This is a genomic window from Micromonospora sp. NPDC048871 (assembly GCF_043198155.1).
Classification (GTDB): Bacteria; Actinomycetota; Actinomycetes; order Mycobacteriales; family Micromonosporaceae; genus Micromonospora.
Genome location: NZ_JBICUM010000005.1, coordinates 100,005 through 120,401, shown reverse-complemented (window position 1 = coordinate 120,401; position 20,397 = coordinate 100,005). Strand labels below are relative to the sequence as shown.

The window sequence follows — 20,397 nt, the reverse complement described above, 5'->3', positions numbered from 1 at the left end:
CCCACTGCCTCCGCGCCCCTTCCGGCACCTGCTCCAGCTTAGTGTTCCTGCCCATGCACACCTCCGTGATCAAGGTGTTGCGACGACCGGTTGAAACCGCCGTTCGACCCGCGGTCGCTGTGGTGGATCAGTTGGCCGTCACGAACGTCGCGCGACCAGATGCCGTATTCCAGAGCGCCGAGGATCAGATCGGTGTCGCAGCGGTCAGAACAGCGCCAGCCCACGATGCGGTTGGAGAACACCTCCCGCACTGCTGCCAGCCAGAACACGCCCTCACCGCAGGGGATGCGGGTGGCGTCGGCGACCCACAACCGGTTCGGCGCCGCAGCCGTGAACTGCCGGTTCACCAGATCGGGAGCCGGTGTCGCTTTCGGGTTCGACCGGGTCGACGGGATGCGCCACTTCTTGCGCAGGAACGCGCCCTGCAGGCCGGCGGTGCGCATCAACCGCTCCACCCGCTTGCGGCCCACTTGGCGGCCCTGCCGGCGCAGCATGGCGTGCACCCTTGGACTGCCGTAGGTGCCACCCGACACATCGTGGATCTCCGCGATCTCCACCGCCAGTTCCGTATCCTCCCGCCGCCGAGCGCACGGGTCGGCGGCCTGGGCGAGCCAGCCGTAGTAGGTCGACGGGGCGACGTTGATGACCCGGAGGACGGGCTCGACCCCGAAGCGATCGCGCAGCTCGTCGACGAGCGTCACGACCGTCGCCGGGTCGGGTCGAGTTCCGAGGCGAAAAAAGCCGACGCGGCCTTCAAGATCTCATTCGCCCGCTTCAACTCGGCGTTCTCCCGCCGCAGGCGGCGCCACTCCTCCAACTCCGAGGTAGTCGGCCGGTCGTCACGCTGACCGCGGTCCGCTTCGTCCTGGCGGATCCAGTTCCGCAACGCCTCGTGATGCACCCCGAGCTGGCGGGCCAGCTGACGGATCACAGGCTTCGGGTCCGACTCCCGATACAACCGCACCGCACGTTCACGCAGCTCATCGGGGTACTTCTTCGGTGCTGCCACGAATGACTCCCTTCAGCTCCATCAGAGCATGATCGAAAGCCTCCGAGCTACCGGGGGAACCTCACCTCCAGGAACTGGATGCTGCCCTGGCCGGGCGGGGTGTCGGTGGCGATCAACTGGTGCCGCTAGCCTTCGATGGTGTCGAACAGCGACAGTTGGGCGCCGGGGTGCGGTCGTTCGCGGCGGACGATGAACCGGGTTCCGTCGGGCCAGCCGGCGGCGTCGAACCGTCCGGTGATCTCGCAGATCTCGGCGTGCTCGCGCAGTTCCCCGTCGGTGTCGAGGGCGGGGACCCAGCCGGTGGCGGCGGTAATGGCCTGGCGTACTGGTTCGGTGATCGCGGCGCCGACGGAGAACCGGACGTCGAGGTGCTGCTCACGCAGGCCGCGGAGGTGGGCGAGGAAGCCGTGGCTGGAGCCGGCGGAGTCGGAGCGGATCAGGATCGGGGTGCCGTGGCGGTGTTCATCCGGGATCTGGGCCAGGGCCTGATCGAGCACGGTGATGTGGTCGGCGGTGGTGTTCGACCCGGCCCGGCCCTCGCGCAGCAGGCCGGACAGTGCCTCGCCGGTGTTGTCCAGGAAGCAGAACAACGGGTGATACCCGAACGTCTTCTTCCACGTGCGGGTCGCCGCTTCTTTCTCGGAGTGGCAGATCACGATCGAGGCGTCCAGGTCCAGCACCAGGCCCGCCACCTGCTGGCCGGCCACGCTGACCTGCGGGAAAGCTTGGTCGTGAACCTCGGCGTGCTGGGCCCAGGACACCTCGCGGGCCTGAGCCCGTGCCGCCCGCAACTGGGCCAGCAGGGTCTCGTCCAGGTGCGACAGCAGCCGCCACGCGGTCGGATCAGAGGCGACCGGCCCGAACAGGGCGGCCTGATCTCGTAGCACCGCGAGATCGGCGATCGCCTCGCCGCCGTCGGCGAGCATCACTGCCAGATCGACCGCGATCCGGCCCGGATCGTGCCCGCTCCGCCGCTGCCGCAACCCGGCGAGAGCCTGACTGAATGCGCTGGTCAACCCGGTCGCGTCGGCCAGGTCGGCGAGCTAGCGGGCACCCGCGTGACCGACCACGCCCCGCCCGTCGCCGGTCACCACGATCCTCGGACGCGTTGCGGTAGCCTTCACCCAGCAAGTGCCTTCCGTAACGGGATGATCAGGACCTTCGACAAGCCCTATCTTCCCTGATCAGAAGGCACTTCTCCTTTCTCCACCCACACTCTGGACAGCCCTTAACGAAGGGCCGAGGCTAAGACTGGTCTATGCCCGATTACGCAGGCTGACTACCTGCAGCTTTCAGCGTTTCCCCCAGGGCCCCGGCAAAGTCGTTACGTGATGCCGAGTAGTGCCAGTGGGCGGGTGCTGTCGCGGGCGTGATGCCGGTTGGCGGCGGCGATGTTGGTGATGCCGGCGGTGCGTAGGGCGCCGATGGCGGCGTTGCGTAGGGCGGCCATGATCTCGGGGCCGGTGCCGGTGCGGATCTGGCAGCGGTCTTCGTCGTAGGTGACGTCCCGCACCCAGTGGATCTTGTTTTCGATTGACCAGTGGCCGCGGACCCATGCGGCCAGTTGCGCCGGTTGCGCTTGGTGCACCCGCAGGTCGGTGATGGCGTAGACGGTCTCGGTGGTGAAACGTTTCGGCTGGTCTAGGCGCCGTCTGCGGCGGCGGATCTGCAGCGCCTGAGTGGCGTGTGGGAAGTCGATGCCGGTGGAGATCGTCAGGACCTTCAAGGCACGGATCTCGCGGCGGCCGTGGCCGCGGTCGGTGTCGCGGGTGGCGTCGGGGACGGCCCGCCAGGGCAGGCCGGCGAGTTGACTGTGCAGGTTGGGCTGGTTGCCTTTCACGGTCAGGATCCAGTGCGCGCCGCGTTCGGCGAGGTAGTCGACATGCTCACGCTGGCAGTGCAACGCGTCGGCGGTGATCACGGTGTCGCGAAGGTCGCCGATCTGATCGAGCAGCGGTGCGAATCGGGTGATCTCATTGGTCTTGCCGTCAACGTCGGTGCTGGCCAGGACCACGCCGACAGCCTGATCACAGGCGGCCATCACATGCCGGGCTGCGGTGTCGCTGGTGCGCGAGCCGCGCAGGGTCTTGCCGTCGACGGCGATCGCTCGCCGGGACGTCGACGTGCCGGCCGTAGACCGGCTGGCAAGCCAGACGCTGACCGCCACGGTCAGTAGCTGCGGGTCCATGGCCTGCAACAGCCGGCGGATCATCGCCTCGGACGGACGTCGATCCGGGGCCATGCCCAGCGCGAGCGCCGTCGCCGCCGGCACATCGGCGATCCACTCAGCGATCGCGGTGTACGACCGATGGCCGGCCACCACCGCGCACACCACCACCGACAGCCGGTGCCGCACACCGCGACGGGCCCGTGGATCAGGCAGATCGGCCAGCGCTGCGAGCAGCCCACCAGCGGCTTCGGACACGGTCAGAGCCGGTGCACACGACACCGACGAGATCAGCGATGATGGCAGGGCGGGCATGACTCACTTCGGCGATCAACACGGCGTAGGAACCTTGATGATCTTCTGAACCAGTCATGCCCGTCTTGCTACCATCAACAACGGCGCTTCTACTCCAGTCCACTCAAGCCGGACACCCGTCACGACTTTGCCGGGGCCCTGGCGTTTCCCCACGTTGACCTGTCGCTTTTAGGGCGTTGCTGTGGTCTGCTGCTGAAGATCAGCAAGAGGGGTTTGCCCTGGTCGGCCTTGGTAGGACCAAGACAGAGGACGCGCAACGGTCACCGGTTGCAGCCGCTGTTCGAACTCGCTCTGCATACTTGCCTCCGCAAGGGCGAACTCCTCGGCCTGCGCTGGGAAGACCTCGACCTGGCCGGCGGAACCGCCAGCATCCGACGCACCCTCCAGCGCACCAACTCCGATGGCCTGACCGCCCTCCCGACCAAGACCAAGAGCTCTGAACGACGCATCGCCCTGCCGACGCCAGTCTGCGCTCCCTCGAACAGCACCGCGACCGACAGCGCAAGGAACGCGAGGCGGCGGGGACGGGCTGGAAGGACAGCGGCTACGTCTTCACCCGCCTCGACAGCGCCCCGATCGAAGGGTCCACCCTCACCCGGCACTTCAACACCCTGCTCAGCCGCGCCAGGCTGCGCTGCATTCGCTTCCATGATCTCCTGCACTCGGCGGCGACCCTCCTCCTGGAGCAGGGCGTCGAACTCGTCGTGATCAAGGAACTCTTGGGCCACGCCCACATCGGCGTCACCGCCACCGTCTACGCCCACGTCCGACTCCGCCTCCAGCGCGACGCCATCGACCTCCTCAGCCACGCCCTCCGCAACCCCGCCGAGACCACCAGCAAGCCCGACGACAGCGACGAGCCGCCCCTCTGCGCGGTTCCCGTCCGCTGACGTTGCCGTCAACTACTGCCGTCAGTCACCACAGAGGCCCCATCGGCGACGACCGATGGGGCCTCGAATTTCACGTAAGCGAACCGCTTGAGCGGTCAATCAATCGCGCCATCGCCTTCTAGGCGCACAAGGACCCCCTCCGGCCCCCCAGTCGCCAGAACGTCTTCCAGCACCTCGCAGATACTGTCAATTCCAGCTTCCCTTACAAGCAGGAGGTCGGGACAGTTGAAATATCTGCCACTAAAACATTCTCCTGTCTTTTCCCATCGCTTCCAGATTGCATCTACTTCCGCCAAGGTGAGGACGGTCGCACTCCATCGCGATCCATCCTCAAGCGTCAGAACCAGGTCAAGATTCGACGCCTCTTCCGGCCTTTGCCCGAGCGCGACCATGAAGAGAGCACTGGCGTTACCAATGTCTCTCTGGATCAACGAGTCACCGTCCATAGATACTCTGCAATCTAGCGATCACTGCGGGTTGATTTCCCTTGTCGGATTTGCCGACGATCTGAATGCCACTGTCTGTGTTCCGGAAAAAGAGCCTCGCTCCGTTTATGGAACGAGCATAGGCAACATCCGTTCCGGTCAGGAAGCCGTTTCCGATACCCGGATTCAAGTTACCCTCCGCCAGCCTCGCCTGCATCGCATCAAGATCCCGCTGAACTGTCTGATTCTTTCCGGCTTTCTGCGCAGCCCTAACCAGAAGCGAATCATCGTGAATTGCCGACGTCAGAGTGGAACAGTTGCTGTTGTGAACGAGGACCGGTGTCGACCCAGCGAGTACATAGTACGTGTGGATGTTGTCAACGGTGAGGTTGTGCATCGGCTCGCTGCCGGCGAAGTTACGCACGGCGCCGACTCGCACCACGGCCGGCCCGCTGGTCTGCAGTCGCTCTCCGGGCACCAGCAGCGCCGCGTCGATCCAGGTCTGACGCGAGTCGGACCAGAACGGGTGCTCCCAGGTGGTGTCGATGTCGACCTTTTCACCGCCGGGCAGCACGACGACGAGTGTGGTGAGCCTCTCATCGTCGTTCAGGTGCAGTTGGGTTACTTGCCTGGCGACGGTGTGGCCGGTCGTCGGGTCAGTTGCCCGGACGTAGTCGCCGACCTTGATGTCCTTGATTCGTTTTGTCGTACCGTCCACCATGAGGACCGGCGTGTCAGGGCTGAAACTGTTCGGACGCCTCAGGCACGCTTCGACCACGTCATCGGCTGCTCTGGAAGAGCCGGAGAGCAGGTCCACTACCTCGTCTGCGTTCTTGGCAGCTTTGGCACCCTTGGCGATCGGGATTGGAATGACGCCGACGATCTCCAAGCCGGCACCGATGTAGTCGTCGTTGTCGTACGCCTCTTTCGCCAAAGCGATCGAGTAGGGGGCTCCGATACCGGGAACCCAGCTCATCCACTCGTAGAACTTGAGCCGGCTTTTCCTCGCTCGCTCCTCCGATTGGGAACAGTCCCCCAGGCGGTGGCAAAGGTAGGACGCCCAGGCTTCGTCGAGCTGTTCCGGAGTGAACGCGGTGATGTGGCATTTGCTGGGCATGGGAAAGCCTGTCGCGCCCCGTATGCCGCACTGGTCGAAGTACTGGACGGTGTAGTTGTAAAAGTCCCTCCGGATCCGGGTTCTGTTCCCGTCATCCGGTTGACCACTCTTCTTGGCACCCGTGCCCCTACGGGGTCCACCGCCGCTGGAACTCGAGCCGTTAGGAGTCCAATCGACCTCGCTGGGTGTCGCCTTGTTATCCCAGACGACGTCCAGGATGAGGCCTGTCGGGTCGCTGAAGGTGACCGGCGAGTTGTTGGCGTATGCGTAGCCGTGCCACTGCTGCGGGTCGGTCTGGTCCATCAGTGGGTCGACGCTGATGAAGCGTCCGAGCGTGGGGTCGTATTCGCGGGCGCCGACGTGGGTGAGTCCGGTGGGATCGATGTCGCCGCCAACGAACCCCTTGTTGTTCGGCCAAGCGGGCTGCTGGCCGCGCGGTTCTCCGTATGGTGTCTGGCGGCGGGTCGTCACGGCCTGGGTGGAGGCGTTGACGCTGATCTGTTGGGTGCCCTGGTGGTCATTGAACAGCCACGTCAGTCCGCCATTGGTGGAGCGGCTGGCGATCGATTTGCCGGCGAAGCCGTAGTAGCGGGTGGCGGTGTTCTGGGTAGCGCCGGTGTCGCGTCGTATTTCCATCCCGGGCAGGTAGAGGATGGTTCCGGTGGCGTCCCGCCGGATGATCCGGCTGCCGTCCACGCTGTAGACGTGGCTGGCGAGGGTGGTGCCGCTCTCGACCACGCTGGTCAGTCGGCCTTCGGGGTCCCAGGTGAGTGACTGGTCGGAGGCGACGCCTGGCCGGGAGGCCGTCGCACCGGCAGCGTCGTAGGTATATGAGCGGACGACTGGCGCCTTTCCCGGCGCTTCGGTCCGGACCGATGTGACGGCGTGCGGCCGGACGGCGTTCGGTCCGCTTGCCGGCACGGTGTAGGTGTGGGTGGTGGTGCCGGCCGTGCCGTGGCTGGCTTGGGTGAGCCGGTTGCCGATGGCGTCGAAGGTCCAGTCGGTCCAGTAGGGCGCGGGACCGCCGAGGTTCGAAGCGGCGGGATCGGTGTCGCAGTTGACACCATTCTTCGGCGTCCAGGCTGAGGTCAGGCGACGAAGGGCGTCGTACCGGAAGCATTGGGTTTCGGCTTGCCCGGCACTGGGCGTGTCTGTGAGTTGCTGGATGTTGCCGGCCGGATCGTATGTGTAGGTGCGTTCGGCGATCGGACCGGTGGCGGTTTCCGGTTGAACGATCGTCCGGTGAAGTCGGCGAGTGTCGGTTTCGTAGACCTGGCTGTCCTCGACGTACGTCCCGCCGGCTGTTTTTCGGGTCAGGACGGTCGGTTCGCCGTACACGGTGTACTGCTGTCCGGTCACGTACGATCCGACGTTGGGCAGATTGGTGGTCAGTTTCTGCGGCAGGCCGGTGGTGTCGTGGTAGCCGGTGGTGACGGTTTCCCCGGCGAGGCCGCCGGTGCCCGGATAGGTGGTGGAGGTCGGGGTGCCGTCGGTGGTGGCGTAGCCGTAGGAGTAGACCCAACTCCCTGCCAGGCCTGTTTCTTTGGTTGGGATGAGGTACTGCTCACCGGTCACCTGGTACCGGGTGTTGAGGTTGATCGCTTGCCAGGTGTAGGCGTTGGCGGAGCCGGGCGGGTCGTACCGGGTGGACTGGGTGAGTTGACCGCGTACCTGTACACCGGTGAAGAGGCGGTCGTACTTCCACTCGGCCCGCAGTTTTGCCCCGTTGACAGCGTCGTCGTACTGGGCGGTCTTTCGGCCCAGCTTGTCGTAGGTGTAGACGAGGACCTTTCCTTGGGCGTCCGTGGTCTGTTGCAGGTCTCCGAACTCGTTGTAGGTCGAGCGAGAGGTGCCGCTGTCCGGGTCTCGTGACTCGATCAGACGGCCCTTGATGTCGTACTTGTACGACCATTGGTTGCCGGCCGCGTCGGTGCTTCTGACCAGCTGGTTCTTCCGGTCGTATTCGTGCTTCACGGCGTCGTAGGCGCCGTTCACACCGGCCGGCGTGGTGTGCTGGCGGAGCTCGACGGTGCGGTCGTCCACATCGATGAGGGTGGTGGTCGGCACTGCACCGGGTGCCGGGGTACGCAGGACTCGGTCACCACGGTAGGAGGTGTTGGTTCGCCACTTCTCCACCAGGTTCGTCACGCCGTCACCGGAGAGTGACACCTCCGCGATCGGCCGATCGGCGTCGTCGTACTCGGTCCGGGCCACTGCTGGCACGGACCACTCCGGTTCCCACCAGAGCACGCCGGAGGCCGTGCCCGGTTCGACGTGCGGGCCGTACGCGGTGGAGGCTCGCCCCCACCGGTCGTAGATGATGTCGGTGACGAGACGCCCGCCACCGATGCCGGTCGACTGGGTCTGGCGGGGCCGCAGGAATCCGTCGTAGATCTGGTAGGTGGCCTGGTAGTTTCCGGCCACGTTGAGGGTTTCGGTCTTGACGGAGGAGTATTCGGTCCGGTCAGGCGAATAGGTGTACGTGTAGCGGGTCGAGGGACGCTGTGAGTTCTGCTCTCTGGACCAGCCCACCCGCCAGACTTGCGTGGTTCGGCCGAGGCCGTCGTAGGTTGCCTCGGCGACCCGGGAGTTCATGTCCGTGGTCTTCCAGGCCATGCCCCAGTAGGGGGTGATGTCCTCGTGCGTGGTCCAATCGAACTCACCCTGGATGCTCTTGCTGACCCGGGTGACCGGTCCACCCCGGGCAGGGGTGTACGACGTTTTGGTGGTTACCGACCGGATGTCGGTGCTCGTCGCGGGCCGACCGAAGTCGTCGTAGGTGGTGTGGTCCTCGGTGCGGAAGGTGGTGCCCGCTTCGGAGGTCCAGTCGTGTAGTTGCTCGGTGCGGGTGATCGAGCCTCGAGTGGGCGTGGTTTCGGCATCGGCGGCACCGTCGTAGATGAACCGTCCGTCGGACATAATGTCGTCGCCACGGGTGGGGGTTGTGCCGCAGGGCAGCGCGGTGGTGGTGACTCGCTTCAGCAGCCCGGTTTGATTGCGGTCCGGGTTTCGGTTGTAGGTCTGGCTGACACATTGCTCGTCGCCGGAGACCGCCACGTCGCCGTCGTCCTGGGTCCAGTCGAGAGTGCCGTGGACGTTGTCGAACAACGAGGTGGAGCGGGTCACCCGCCACCCGCTCGCGCCGTCCACGCCGAGTGCCGTCGCCGCGTAGCGGACGCGGGTGTTGGTGAACCGGGCGGTGACGAGGTCGCCGTTGATCGTGCGGCTGGCGGTTGGCGGGGACTGCCACGGCACGTTGACGGTCCTGCTGACCGGCTTGCTGAGGGCGCCGTTGTAGACGGTTTCCTCGCGCACCATGCCGGCAAACGCGTCTTCGTCGTAGACGGTCTCGCTACCGAGGGAAGCGTCGACGATCACTGACCGGGTGCCGCCGGACGGGCCTGACCGGTCGCCGTGCATGCCCCGCAGGTAGCGGGTGACCGCCAGTGTTCGCCGACCACTGGTGTCGCCGACCCGAGTAGTGACTTCCGCATAACCGCGGAACTGATTCCACGTCTTGTACTTGGGGTTGCTCAGACCGTCGTCGTCGGCATAGTGCCAGGCAGGGTTCCCCCCGTAGGCGTAGGCGGTGTATTTCGGAGGTGCCTGGTGCCCGCCTTCGAGCTGTACGTCCGATTCGGAGACCTGCCGCACCACGTACTTATGCCACCACTCGGTGAGCAGAGGGCCATCCGGCTTCGCCGGATCGTCGCTGAGTACGGGGTAGCAGAGCCGGGTGTTGCTCGCCGGGCTTGCTGGCAGGTCGTTCTTGCTGCACTCCGGCAGGCTGTATGTGACCTGGATCTTGGCGCCCGTCTCGGTGACGATGTTCGTGATGCGCTGCCAGTTGTTCGTCGTGTTCGTGTCGGTGAGCACGCGGTTGGGCAGTGCGGTGGGCTCGAAGGTGATGGGTGGCAGGGACACCGTGGTGCCGACGTGTCCGGTGTGCCTGATCGACGAAAGCCAGAGTCCCGGGTTGGTGCCGTCGCCCGTGGCCGGGAATCGGTGAGTGAGCGTCCAGGAGTCGACCTCCTGCCAGTCCGGTGTGGTCTTGGTCGAATCCCAGATGCGGGTGGTTACCTTCGCGAGTCGTTTGGTGTTCCAGAAGGTCGGCGACCAGTGGCCGTCGCATTCGGAGCCGGTGCACTCCTGGTCCCAGGGCACGTCGGGCCAGTTGGTCTCGTTGTGGGTGCCGCAGTTCGACGTCAGGCAGCGGTCGGCCGGGGTGAACAACACTTGGGCAACGGGGGTGGTCGACCGGTCGGCGGTACCACGGTCCCAGGTGCCGTAGTCGATTCGGCGGATCATGCCGCCGCGCACGTAGGAGATGTCGGCCGAGGCGGTCAGGTTCTGCGCGTACCGGTTGGTTTCTCGGTCGTACCAGTACGACATGGTGTTGCCGTGGGGGTCGACGACGTAGTCGAGGTTCCAGCGCCAGACCTGGGTGCAGTCGGAGCCGGCAAAGGTGCTCGCGTGGCAGGGCTCGCCGGGGTGGTTGCCGAAGACTGGTGCGGTCCACGCCGAGTTCGTGGTGGAGCTCTGGCCGGGCAGGTTGTTGCGCCCGAAGTAGTACTGGACGCCGTCGGTGGTGGTGACGCGCCAGTACTCGCCGTTGTTGTCCCCGTTTGTGCCGCCGGTCAGCTTTTCGATCCTGGCGCCCTGCTCGCTTCTTGAGTGCCAGCCTTTGCCGCTCTGGAACACCAGTTCCGAACCGGTGCCGTTGAGAGTCATGGTGGCGTTGTCGGAGCGCCAGCACAGGTCGCCGGTTTTTCTGCTGTTGTTGGCCTCACCCTTCATGTCGTCGGCGCAGCTCACGTAGCGGCGCTCGATGTAGCCGGGCCAGTAGTCGAAGCCTTCGCCGATGAATGACGGCTGGTTGTTCGTCGCTGCCGACCGTCCGTCGACGCTGGCCGAGGAGTAGCTCAGGGAGACGTTCGGTGTCGGGCCGCCGAGCGCGGGCGGCGTACGCATGGGGTACGCCCAGGAGAAACCGCCGGTGGCGCCGCCGGCGGTCCAGGTGGCCGACGGGGACAGCGAGGTGGCAGTGAAGTCTCCGGCGGAGCCCTTGGCGTCAGCGGCGAGCAACACCAGGTCACCTGCACCGGTGGCCGATGCCACTACCTCGGCGGACACCTGTCCCGCTATGGTGTCGTTGCGTGAGGGAAGTGCGGTGGCGTGACAGCTGGGTGCGGCCGGGGTGCTGAGGGCGCACTGTGGCAGGTGCCAGAGCCGCAGCCGTGACGCCCAGCTGCCGCCGTAGGCGTGCCGGAATGCGTCGTAGTCGACGGTGAGGTCCACCGTCGCGGCCTGATTGTCTGTCGCCCCGGTCGATGGTGAGGTTGCGTCCGTGACGCGCAGCAGTACACCGTCGCGCCGGGATGCCGGGGCGGTGGCACGGTCGATGACCTCGATGTCTACTTCGGTCAGCTCGCGGCCGCTGGCAGCCTCGGCGGTTTGGCTCACCTTCAGCGGAAGCCTGCCGACCCTGAGTGCGGTGGGGGAGTTGGCTGCACGATGACCGGCCAGGGTGACCTTGCTCCGAGCGGCGGTCGGCCACACCGGTGCCGGCGCTGGCGCCGCACTGTTTTCGGGCGCGGCGCTGGTGGCTCCGCGTATCTCTCGACCGTGGCCGTCTATCGTGTCGACCTGCGACCGCAGCCGTTCGGGGCCGGCCTGTGCTGACCCTGCCAGAGGGGAAGCGACCAGCAACGATCCGGCCACCACGGCGGTGACGGTTGCGGCGAGCAGGCGACGGGGGCGCCCCGGCGGTCGAGCACCGCCGCTTCGGCGAACCTGGTTGCTCATCGGGAAAACCTCCTGCGTGGATGGCGGGCAGGATCGAGGGCGGGTGAACAGGCGGTTACTGACGGAGCGCCGGGCTCGTCGTTGGTCATGCCCGGGATTGAGTGCGGTGCAGTTCCGCCACCGCGGCGTCGGTCAGCGCCCCCTGATAGAGCTGAAGGTCATCGATTCCACCGTGCCAAAAGTCCATCATTCTGGGCTGTTCGCCTGGACCGGAGAACTGGGCCGCGCCGACGGTCAGCGGGCCGGTAGCTGGGAAGACACCGTTGGGACACGGGGTGGCCTTTTCCAAGCTGCCGTTCAGGTATAGGCGGATCTCGGCGGTTTGGGCGTCATACACCCCGACCAGGTGGGTCCACGTGTCCGTGTCATCAGCAGACAACAGGTGTGTACCCTCGGCGTGTACCCGCAGGGCCTGGCGGTCGTCGTCGGCACCACTGATGGTGAACTGCCAACGATGGGTGCTGCTGCCTGTCGAGGTTCGGGTCTCGCGCAGTGACAGGTAGAAAGCGGATTGTTTGAGGCCGCGCTGCCCGACTGCGGTCTGGGTGCTGCTCCTCAGGCTGTCGGGATGGACCCAGACGGAGACTGTGAACGAGTCGTTCGTGCGCAACACCGGCCCGTCCTGCCAGGTCGGCAACTCGGGAGTCACGGTGTTGTGCTGCGAGTGGCCATGCTCGACGGTCGGCGATCCGTAGTATCGGTCGGTGGGGTCCTCGACGAAGTGAGTGCCGTCGAGCAGCAAACCACCGTCGCGCAGCCCACTGCCGATGCTCGCGCCCTGGGCCAGTGACAGTCGTCGCCCCCACGCCGCGCCGTCAGGTGCCTGGCAGGTGTGCGGGATCCCCACCTCGTAGCAGGGGGTGGCGGCGTTCATGTCCCACCGCCCCACCTCGATCGGCGCGAGGATGCCGGGCTCGTCGAATCCGCCGGAGTCTTCGTCGGTGGCGAGTAGGCCGGTGAAGTCGTGTTCGACCAGGACCCGGTTGAACACCCGCACGTCGGCGAGTTCGCCGTGCCACCAGTTGGCCGGCTGCCCGTTGGCGAAGCCGCGGCCGACGGCGAACCTGCCTTCGGCGGCCCAGGGGGCCGCAGCGTACGGCACCTCGCCGGCCTTTACGCCGTTGACGTACAGGCGCAGCTTGCCGTCGGTGCGATCGTAGACTCCGGCCAGGTGGGTCCATCGGTGCACGTCGGCGGCGGTGATCGGGGTCGGTGCCATGGCCACCCGGGAGGCACTGGCCTGGTCGGAGGTGTCTTTCATGACGAAGGACCAGTACGGCGTCATCGAGGCGTCCTGCCGGCGCACTCCGAACTCGAAGCGGGCCGCGTTGCGGGCGTCCTGGGTGAGCACCTTCATGTCCGTAGTCGGTAACGCGGCCGGTTTCACCCAGGCAGCCACGCTGAACGAGTGACTGGTGTCGAGCACCGGGACGTCGGTGATGGCGTGGGAGTTGATGCCGTTGAAACGGGCGCTGGCACCGCCGACCATCCGCACGTCGGGTGTCCACGTCACGTTTGTCGCTGTCAGCGGTGTGTCGCCGGCCAGGGCGCCCTGTTGATCGGCGAGTGCCTGCTGCTGACTGACACCGGGGTATGTCTCCAGACCCCATCGGGCGATCGCGGCCGAAGGTCGGCCGACGATGAACTCGGCGCTGGCGTAGCCCTCGTTGCGGGTGGCGTCCACCGCCGAGACGTACAGGGTGTTCCGGCCGTACTTCGGGGGACGCAGGGTGAGGGTGGTGCTCTTCGGTGTACCGGGAACGTCCACGACCGTGGTGGGGCCGGTCCAGCCGTACCTGAAGGAGACGACATCCGTGTCGGGCGAGGCGATCCGGAAGGTGACCGGCTCCCCCGGTCCGGATGGGCCGCTGATCACGGTGGCCTCCACCGACGGCACGGTCGTGTCGACACGGAACTGACACCAACTCGACCAGCCGCTCCAGATGGAATAGGGTGCCGGATCGACAGCAGTGGCCCGGAAGGCGTACGACTTGTTCTTGGCGGCGGCAACGGCGGCGGTGGTGGCCCTGCCGTTGGCGGGCGCCGACGCGGTCGGCGGGCGGGGCAGCCGGGTCGGGTACGTGTCGGTGACCGCACCCATCCCCCCGGCCGGCACCTCGATCCATTCGTAGGTGCCCATCAGGGACTGGCTGCTGTCGGCGTCGGGGTAGATCGCGGAGAAGGTCGGGTTGAGGGTGCCGATCGGGAGCACGTCCGCAGCGAGACAGGCGACCCCGGCCACCTGCAGACCGGTCGGCTTGCCAGGCTTGGAGTCGTAGTCCACCACGAGCTTGGCATCGTTGGGGAAAAATTTCTTCCAGCGGTTCTGGGTTGACTCGCCACCGTCGCCTGACCTGGCGGAAAACCCTACGGTCAGGGTGGGCGCCTTCTTGTCCGCCACCTCCTGCACCTTCTGGGTCACCTTGCTGGAGATGAAGTTCATGATCATGTCGGGTTGGATGGTTCCGCAGCCACCGGCCTCGTTCGCATGCCCCGCAGCCCCGTCCAACAACGTGCCCAGCGCCATCTTCGACCAGGTGGCCCGCATCGTACGGTCGATGACCGGCACGTGGTACATGTAGGCCCAGGTGTCGTCGCAGGACCAGGAGTGGTCGAGCTTCATCTGCACGTATGCGCTCTCGATGTGTTTGCCGGCGAGCGAGATGCCGCCACTGCTCGTCGGGAACTGAAAGAACGACCGGTAGATTTGGCCCTGGCAGGGGCCCTCCGGGCTCAGGCCCACTCGGGCAACGCTGACGTCGGAATTCGAGCAGCCGTTGTCCGTCGCGTACGCCCACCGGTTCTGCCGCACCGACCACGCCGGATCGATGAAGATCGGAAAGTTTGCGGAGTCGTCGGCCAACATCTGTGCGTCCGGAGTCAGTACCAGTTCACCGCCGTCGGTGAGGGCGGTCTCCACCCGCGCGGTCTGCGCAGCCACTCCAGGACCGTCGACCGTCGAGCCGGACTCGGACGGACTTTCGCCGGCCCGACCCGCCGTCAGGCCGCCAGTATCGTCGGCGGAGTTCCACATCACCGCCGGCGCCGCATTGGCGAACATGGTCCCAGCGAGCCGCGCCTGCAGCGAGCCGTCCGGAAGGCGCACCGCAGTAGCGTCACCACCCAAATCGAATCGGATCCGTTGGACGGCGGGATCCGCTGCTGCTGCCGCAGTCTTCACCACCAGCACGTGGGTGAAACCGGTCCGGGTCGCCTGTACCGCCAGGTCGACGCCGGGCACGACCTCCCGATAGGTCGCCATGTTGCCGTCGACGACCGGTGCGGGTAGCTGCCCCTGCCAACTCATGGTGAAGGTCTTGCCGCTGCGGACCAGAGTCACCAGCGGTGCGTCACCGCCTCCAGAGAAAGCGACATCCGCAACCGAGGCCGCAGGGCGAAGCCGCCCGTCCTTGCCTCGAGCCAGACCGAGGTCAATCTCCGACCAGCGGCCATCCACCCGCCGCGTCCACTGCGGAACCACACCGGATTCCATGGTCAGTCGTCCGTCGGGTTGGGCGAGCACCCGGCTGTACTCGGAACGGGATTCGGTGATCACCACCGGGTGGTCGCAGGCCTTTGCAACGGCAGCGGCCTGCACGGCCGAGGTCGTCTCCGCCACACACGACACGGTGGTGGCGCGGGCTGGTACGTCGGCGATCAGCGGCAGCCCCGCTGCTGGCAGAAACAGGGCGATCCCGGCGGTCAGCCAGCGGTTGCGGCGGAGCTTCGACCGGTCGCGCCGTGGTCCATCTGGCAGGCCAATCACGATCGACCGACCAGTGGAAGGGATCTGTGTCGGGTGACCGTACGTTTCAGACATGACAACTCCAACTGGCCGGACGCCCGATGGCGAGGCAGGCGAGGGTGAGGTCCCGCATCGGGGACGAGGAGGGCGGCGAGCTGCCGGGTACCAGCCGCGGCAGTCAACCGGTTGGCCGGCGGTCGCGCGGTAGGTCAGCGGCGAGATCCGGCAGGCTGCTGCGTCATCCGGATGGGGCGTCGCGCGTACCGCGCCACCTCCGACTGTGGCCGCAGCGTCCACCCGACCAGATGGAGGCCGTCGGGACTGGCAGACGGTGACTGCACTCGGCAGCCCAGCCCATCAGCCAGCGGTCGCGTTACCACCGATGCCGAGTCAGCCAACGTTGCTCGTCTGACGCGATCACTCACAGCAGCCATGTCTGCCTGTCCCATGCGTCCCCCGTTTGACAAGACCAGTACGCGGTGCCGCAGCAGCCATCTGTTTGCAGGCGAGCGACCCACGATCTGCTCGACCAGTTTGCGGGACGGTGTTTATCTGTCCGCTTGCCGATCGCCAGCCGGCCGGTTGCCAACCCTCCGATAGACTTAAATCGAACCTACGGGGGTGGGTATGCGGTTCGGGGTATTCGGCTCGGTGGAGGTCTTCGGACCCGACGGTCCGGTGTGGGTCGGCCAGCCCCGGCACCGGGCACTGCTCGGCTACCTGCTGCTACGTGCGAACCAGGTAGTCACGCCACCGCAGCTGGTCGAGGCCCTATGGGGCGGCGCGGAGCCCACTTCGGCGCTTTCCCAGCTGCACGTCGCGATTTCCACGCTCCGGCGCGCGCTGCGAGATCTGGGCATGACCGACGTGATCCGCACCCGTCCCGGCGGATACCTGATCGTCCTTGCCGACGACGACCTGGATGCTGCCATCTTCGACCGACATGTCAGCGACGCCCGTGCGGCGCAACGACGCGGCGACTGGGCGATGTCCACAGAGCTGCTGTGCCGTGCCCTGGCGCTATGGCGCGGCGACGCCCTCACCGGCGTCACCGCACCCTACGCTCGGGCGGCCAGTCGGCGGCTGCACGAGTCACGCCTGGCGGCCCGGGCCCTGCTGGTCGAGGCCGAGCTGGCACTGGGTCACCACGACAACCTCATCGGCGAGTTAGAGGATCTGGTCGGCCAGTACCCCGAGCACGAACAGCTCGTGTGCCAGCTGATGCTGGCGCAGCACCGCTGCGGTCGGCGTGCCGACGCACTGAGCACCGCCCGGACCTATCGCCGCCGATTGGCCGACGAACAGGGCTTAGACCCCGGTGTCCCCTTCGAAGAGATGGAGAAGGCGATCCTCAACGCCGATCCGTCACTCGGCCTTGCGCCACCGTCACAATCCGCACCGCACCGCACCGAGTCGCCCGCCCAACTGCCGTTCGACGTACACGATTTCGCAGGTCGGCACCGCGAGATGGAGCAACTCGATGCGCTGCTCGACCCGACCGCCGACTGCCGGCTCGTTCTGATCAGTGGCACCGCCGGGGTCGGCAAGACGGCATTGGCACTACGCTGGGCCCACCACATCCGTGAGCAGTTCCCCGACGGGCAGCTCTACGTGAATCTGCGCGGCTCTGACACTCGCCGCCCGCCCGTGCAGAGCCTCACCGCAGTGCACTACTTCCTGCGCTCGCTCCGCCTCGAACCGACAGCGTTGCCCACCGACATCGACGAAGCCGCAGCGTTGTTCCGGTCGCGACTGGCTGGCCGACGGCTGCTGATCGTCCTCGACAACGCCGCCAACACCGATCAGGTTCGACCCCTACTACCCGGCATCGGCAGCTGCTCCGTCCTGCTGACCAGCCGCCGTCGGCTGTTCTCCCTGATCGCGCATGAAGGAGCACGGCTGCTGCACCTGGCGCCGCTGAACCGGGACGAGGCAACGCAGCTCCTACGACGGATGCTCACCCGCGACGCCAGCGATGCCGCCGTGGAGCAACTGGCCGCCCGCTGCGCGTACCTGCCCCTGGCGCTGCGTCTCGCGGCCGCACAGCTCATCTGTCACGACCAACTGACCGTAGCGGAGTACGTCAGCCAACTCGATGCGAGGAGCAAATCCTCGACCTACTCCACAAAGTCGTCTACCTGCACCTCCTGCCCCACCCAAACAGCTCAACGAACACCAACACGAACTTGTCAACGTCCGCCCACAGATGACCGCGCTGGCCAGCTCATCAACTCGTTCGCCACGCCCCTCAACCCGGCAGGCGACAACAACGATCGTCTCCCACTTGTGGATCATTGAGGTCAAGATGACCGACCTACCCCACCTGACCTACCTCATCCGCGCGACACGTTGCGTGAATACGCCGAGCAACGCTTGACGCCGGACGTCGGTCACGACGGCCTCACCCCTCTCAACCGGCTCACGCGGATCGAGCCGACCGAGCTTCCGGGTGAGCACCGCGAAAGTATGGGCGGACGGGACATCCCGCCACCAGCCGTGAATCCGGACTGGCGGTGGCGCGGTCCGGACCTACCAGGACTGTTCTGAGGTGTACGGCAGACGGACGAGCCCCGAGGATCTAGGAGCGAGTATGCGCGGTCGGACCATCCTGCTGCTGACAACGACGGCGCTCGTGTCGGCTGGCGTGTTCCTCGGCACCCGGGAGCTCGGAGTCGCCGACCAATACGCCAGCGTGGGCAGCTTCCTCGTGGCCCTGGTCGGCCTCGCCGTCAGCATCCGGGCCCTGACCCGAGGTGTGGCCCGGCATCCGGCGGACGAGAACCCTCCCCGCGCGACCGCGTGGCGCGCGTTCATCCTGAACCTCCTCAACCGCACCGTCGTCAACGAGCCGCGCGCCCCCGTCTACATCGACTCGCCCTCGCCACCACCTCGGCGCGGCAACAAGCCCAGAGGCAGGCGCGGGGCCCGCGCCCGAGCCGCAAGAAGCGGCGGTGACCATAGATCGGTCCCCGACACCACCTGCCGTCAGGGGTCCTCGCCGTGCCCCGCCTCCTCGCGGGCCGGCTGCGGACGCTCTGCCAGAGCGGCGGCGAAGAAGGTGTTGCGGCGTGCGATGAGACGTCGCAGGTACGGCCGCAGGTTGAGCCTGGCCACGAGATTACCAACCGGTCCTGTCGGCGCGGTGAAGTCGATGGCGTAGCGCATGACCGTTCCCGAGGACCCGGCTGGATCGGGGTGAAGCGTTGCTCGTGGCGCCATCGGCCGAACGGGCCGCTGACTTGCTCGTCGGTGACGCCGCGGCGGCCGCCGGTAGTCGATGATCCGGCGGAACCTGTCAAGTCAAGTGAGACGTTTTCGTGGTCAGGTGTTCTGTAGTTCGGTGGGTTGAGCTGCGGGTTTGTTGATCCACACGGTGGTCGGTAGGGCGGGTGGTCGAGGGCGGCGGGTGAACCGGTCGGGGTGGGCCTGCCAGGCGGCGTCGAGGGTGGCCTGCCGCTGGGTGTGGACGTCTCCGGCGGTGTCGTAGTGCACTGAGGCGGGGGTGTGCAGGCCGATGCCGGAGTGGCGGTGTTCGTGGTTGTAGTAGGTGAAGAACTCGGCGGCGAACTCGCGGGCGTGGTGCAGGGAGTCGAAGCGGTCGGGGAACGCGGGGCAGTACTTCAGGGTCTTGAACTGCGCTTCGGAGTACGGGTTGTCGTTGGATACGCGGGGTCGGGAGTAGGAGCGGGTGACGTCGAGGTCGGCGAGGAGTTCGGCGACGGGTTTCGAGGTCATCGACGAGCCGCGGTCGGCGTGCAGGATCTCGGGGCGCACGCCGTTGCGGGCGATGGCGTCGTCGATCAGCTCCCGGGCGAGCATGGAGTCTTCGCCGTCGGCGACGTGCCAGCCGACGACGTAGCGGGAGTACACGTCGATGATCACGTAGAGGTGGTAGAACACGCCCCGCTGCGCGGTCTTGAGGCGGGTGATGTCCCACGACCACACCTGCGACGGCCCGGTCGCCACCAGCTGGGGGATGGTGCGGGTGGGGTGGGTGGCCTGCCGGCGGCGTTCCCGGCTCTCCCCGGCGTGGCGCAGGATCCGGTACATGGTGGACTGCGAGCACCAGTAGCGGCCCTGGTCGAGTTCACGGGCCCACACCTGCGCCACGGACATCTCCGCGTACTCATCCCGGTGCAGCACATCCAGCACGGCCTGACGTTCGGCCGCTGACAGCGTCGATGGCGGGGGTGTCTTCGGCCTCAGCGGACGCGATACCACGGGCGGCTGCTGGAGCCGGTAGTGCGTGGCGCGGGACCGGCCCGTCAGCCGGCACGCCCCGGCCACCCCGAGCAGCGGCATCAGCTTGTCGAAGGCCGCGGTCAGCGCCTCCTGACCGGCCGCGGCGCGTCCGCGCTCTCGGACAACGTCTCCAAGAGCGCGTGCGCTTTTCCCATGATCTCCAGGGCGGTCTTCGTCCGCGCCAGATCCGCTTCCAGACGTTCGTTGCGCCGCCGCAACCGCTCGATCTCCGCCGCCTCGGCGCTGCGGCGCCGACTCTCCGACACCGGGCTCTTGCGGGTGCCCAGAGCGGTCAACGCACCCGCGTCACGGGCGGCCCGCCACTCCAGGATGTGCGAGTGATACAGGCCCTCCCGACGCAGGATCGCCGCGCCCTCACCAGACGCCTTCGCCGCCTCGTACTCCGCCACGATGCGTAGTTTGTACTCCGCCGTGAACGTTCGCCGTTTCGGCCGTCCGCCCTGCTCACCAGGCGTGCTGGGTAGTGTCACGATGATCCTCTTCCTGTCTCCCGGCAAGCCTAACGCTCCCGGAACGGCTGCCTCATCTCAGCCTGGCAGACAGGGCGGACGGTCATCCGCCAGGCAGGTCGAGGTGCCGGGCTTCCCGGTCGACGCTGGCCATGAGCGTCCTCGCCGAGCAACACCGGGTGCGAGTAACCCATCGTCGACATCGACTTCGT

Annotated in this window: 11 protein-coding genes and 1 pseudogene; 2 read left to right on the top strand and 10 right to left on the bottom strand. The window is 66.7% G+C overall.

From position 1 onward, the window contains the following. Positions 1-38 precede the first annotated feature (38 nt). The 4 genes and pseudogenes from ACGFIK_RS14075 to ACGFIK_RS14060 all read right to left on the bottom strand — a co-directional run bounded on the left by ACGFIK_RS14075 (position 39) and on the right by ACGFIK_RS14060 (position 3,365). Positions 39-701 (bottom strand): IS3 family transposase, encoded by a 663-nt coding sequence (locus tag ACGFIK_RS14075; RefSeq protein ID WP_327026619.1) that lies wholly within the window; start codon positions 699-701, stop codon positions 39-41. Continuing rightward, a complete protein-coding gene (locus tag ACGFIK_RS14070) occupies positions 698-1,009 on the bottom strand; it encodes a transposase (RefSeq protein WP_327026620.1) in 312 nt (103 codons plus the stop codon). Before ACGFIK_RS14070 ends, ACGFIK_RS14075 begins: the two co-directional genes overlap by 4 nt. Before the next feature lie 59 nt (positions 1,010-1,068). After that, positions 1,069-2,184 (bottom strand): annotated as a pseudogene (locus ACGFIK_RS14065) (IS1380 family transposase); the annotation flags it as partial. A gap of 149 nt (positions 2,185-2,333) precedes the next feature. Further along, entirely contained in the window at positions 2,334-3,365 is a 1,032-nt protein-coding gene (locus ACGFIK_RS14060) for an ISAs1 family transposase (protein ID WP_393339559.1), read from the bottom strand. Between the two features lie 593 nt (positions 3,366-3,958). Between ACGFIK_RS14060 and ACGFIK_RS14055 the strand changes: the two genes are divergently transcribed. After that, positions 3,959-4,381, top strand: coding sequence for a tyrosine-type recombinase/integrase (locus tag ACGFIK_RS14055; RefSeq protein ID WP_327027158.1), 423 nt, complete (start codon positions 3,959-3,961; stop codon positions 4,379-4,381). Between the two features lie 95 nt (positions 4,382-4,476). Here the strand turns inward: ACGFIK_RS14055 and ACGFIK_RS14050 are convergent, their stop codons facing one another. The 3 genes from ACGFIK_RS14050 to ACGFIK_RS14040 form a co-directional block, all read right to left on the bottom strand. Continuing rightward, positions 4,477-4,812 carry a hypothetical protein gene (locus ACGFIK_RS14050; protein WP_327026622.1) on the bottom strand — a complete coding sequence of 112 codons (336 nt, stop codon included), beginning with the start codon at positions 4,810-4,812 and terminating at the stop codon, positions 4,477-4,479. Between the two features lie 4 nt (positions 4,813-4,816). Continuing rightward, positions 4,817-11,728 carry an RHS repeat-associated core domain-containing protein gene (locus ACGFIK_RS14045; RefSeq protein ID WP_327026623.1) on the bottom strand — a complete coding sequence of 2,304 codons (6,912 nt, stop codon included), beginning with the start codon at positions 11,726-11,728 and terminating at the stop codon, positions 4,817-4,819. Between the two features lie 85 nt (positions 11,729-11,813). Further along, positions 11,814-15,494: a LamG domain-containing protein gene (locus ACGFIK_RS14040; RefSeq protein WP_327026624.1), complete on the bottom strand. Its 3,681-nt coding sequence runs from the start codon at positions 15,492-15,494 to the stop codon at positions 11,814-11,816. 606 nt (positions 15,495-16,100) lie between these two features. Here ACGFIK_RS14040 and ACGFIK_RS14035 point away from each other — a divergent pair. Continuing rightward, entirely contained in the window at positions 16,101-17,771 is a 1,671-nt protein-coding gene (locus ACGFIK_RS14035) for a BTAD domain-containing putative transcriptional regulator (protein WP_327027159.1), read from the top strand. A gap of 687 nt (positions 17,772-18,458) precedes the next feature. Here ACGFIK_RS14035 and ACGFIK_RS14030 read toward each other — a convergent pair. From ACGFIK_RS14030 to ACGFIK_RS14020, 3 genes are all read right to left on the bottom strand, one after another. Beyond that, the gene (locus ACGFIK_RS14030) at positions 18,459-18,638 is read right to left on the bottom strand and encodes a hypothetical protein (RefSeq protein WP_327026625.1); all 180 of its coding nucleotides are present in this window, start codon (positions 18,636-18,638) and stop codon (positions 18,459-18,461) included. A 156-nt stretch (positions 18,639-18,794) separates the two neighbouring features. Then, the gene (locus ACGFIK_RS14025; RefSeq protein WP_327026626.1) at positions 18,795-19,775 is read right to left on the bottom strand and encodes an IS3 family transposase; all 981 of its coding nucleotides are present in this window, start codon (positions 19,773-19,775) and stop codon (positions 18,795-18,797) included. Between the two features lie 20 nt (positions 19,776-19,795). Further along, entirely contained in the window at positions 19,796-20,206 is a 411-nt protein-coding gene (locus ACGFIK_RS14020; protein ID WP_327026627.1) for a transposase, read from the bottom strand. Between the last annotated feature and the right edge of the window lie 191 nt (positions 20,207-20,397).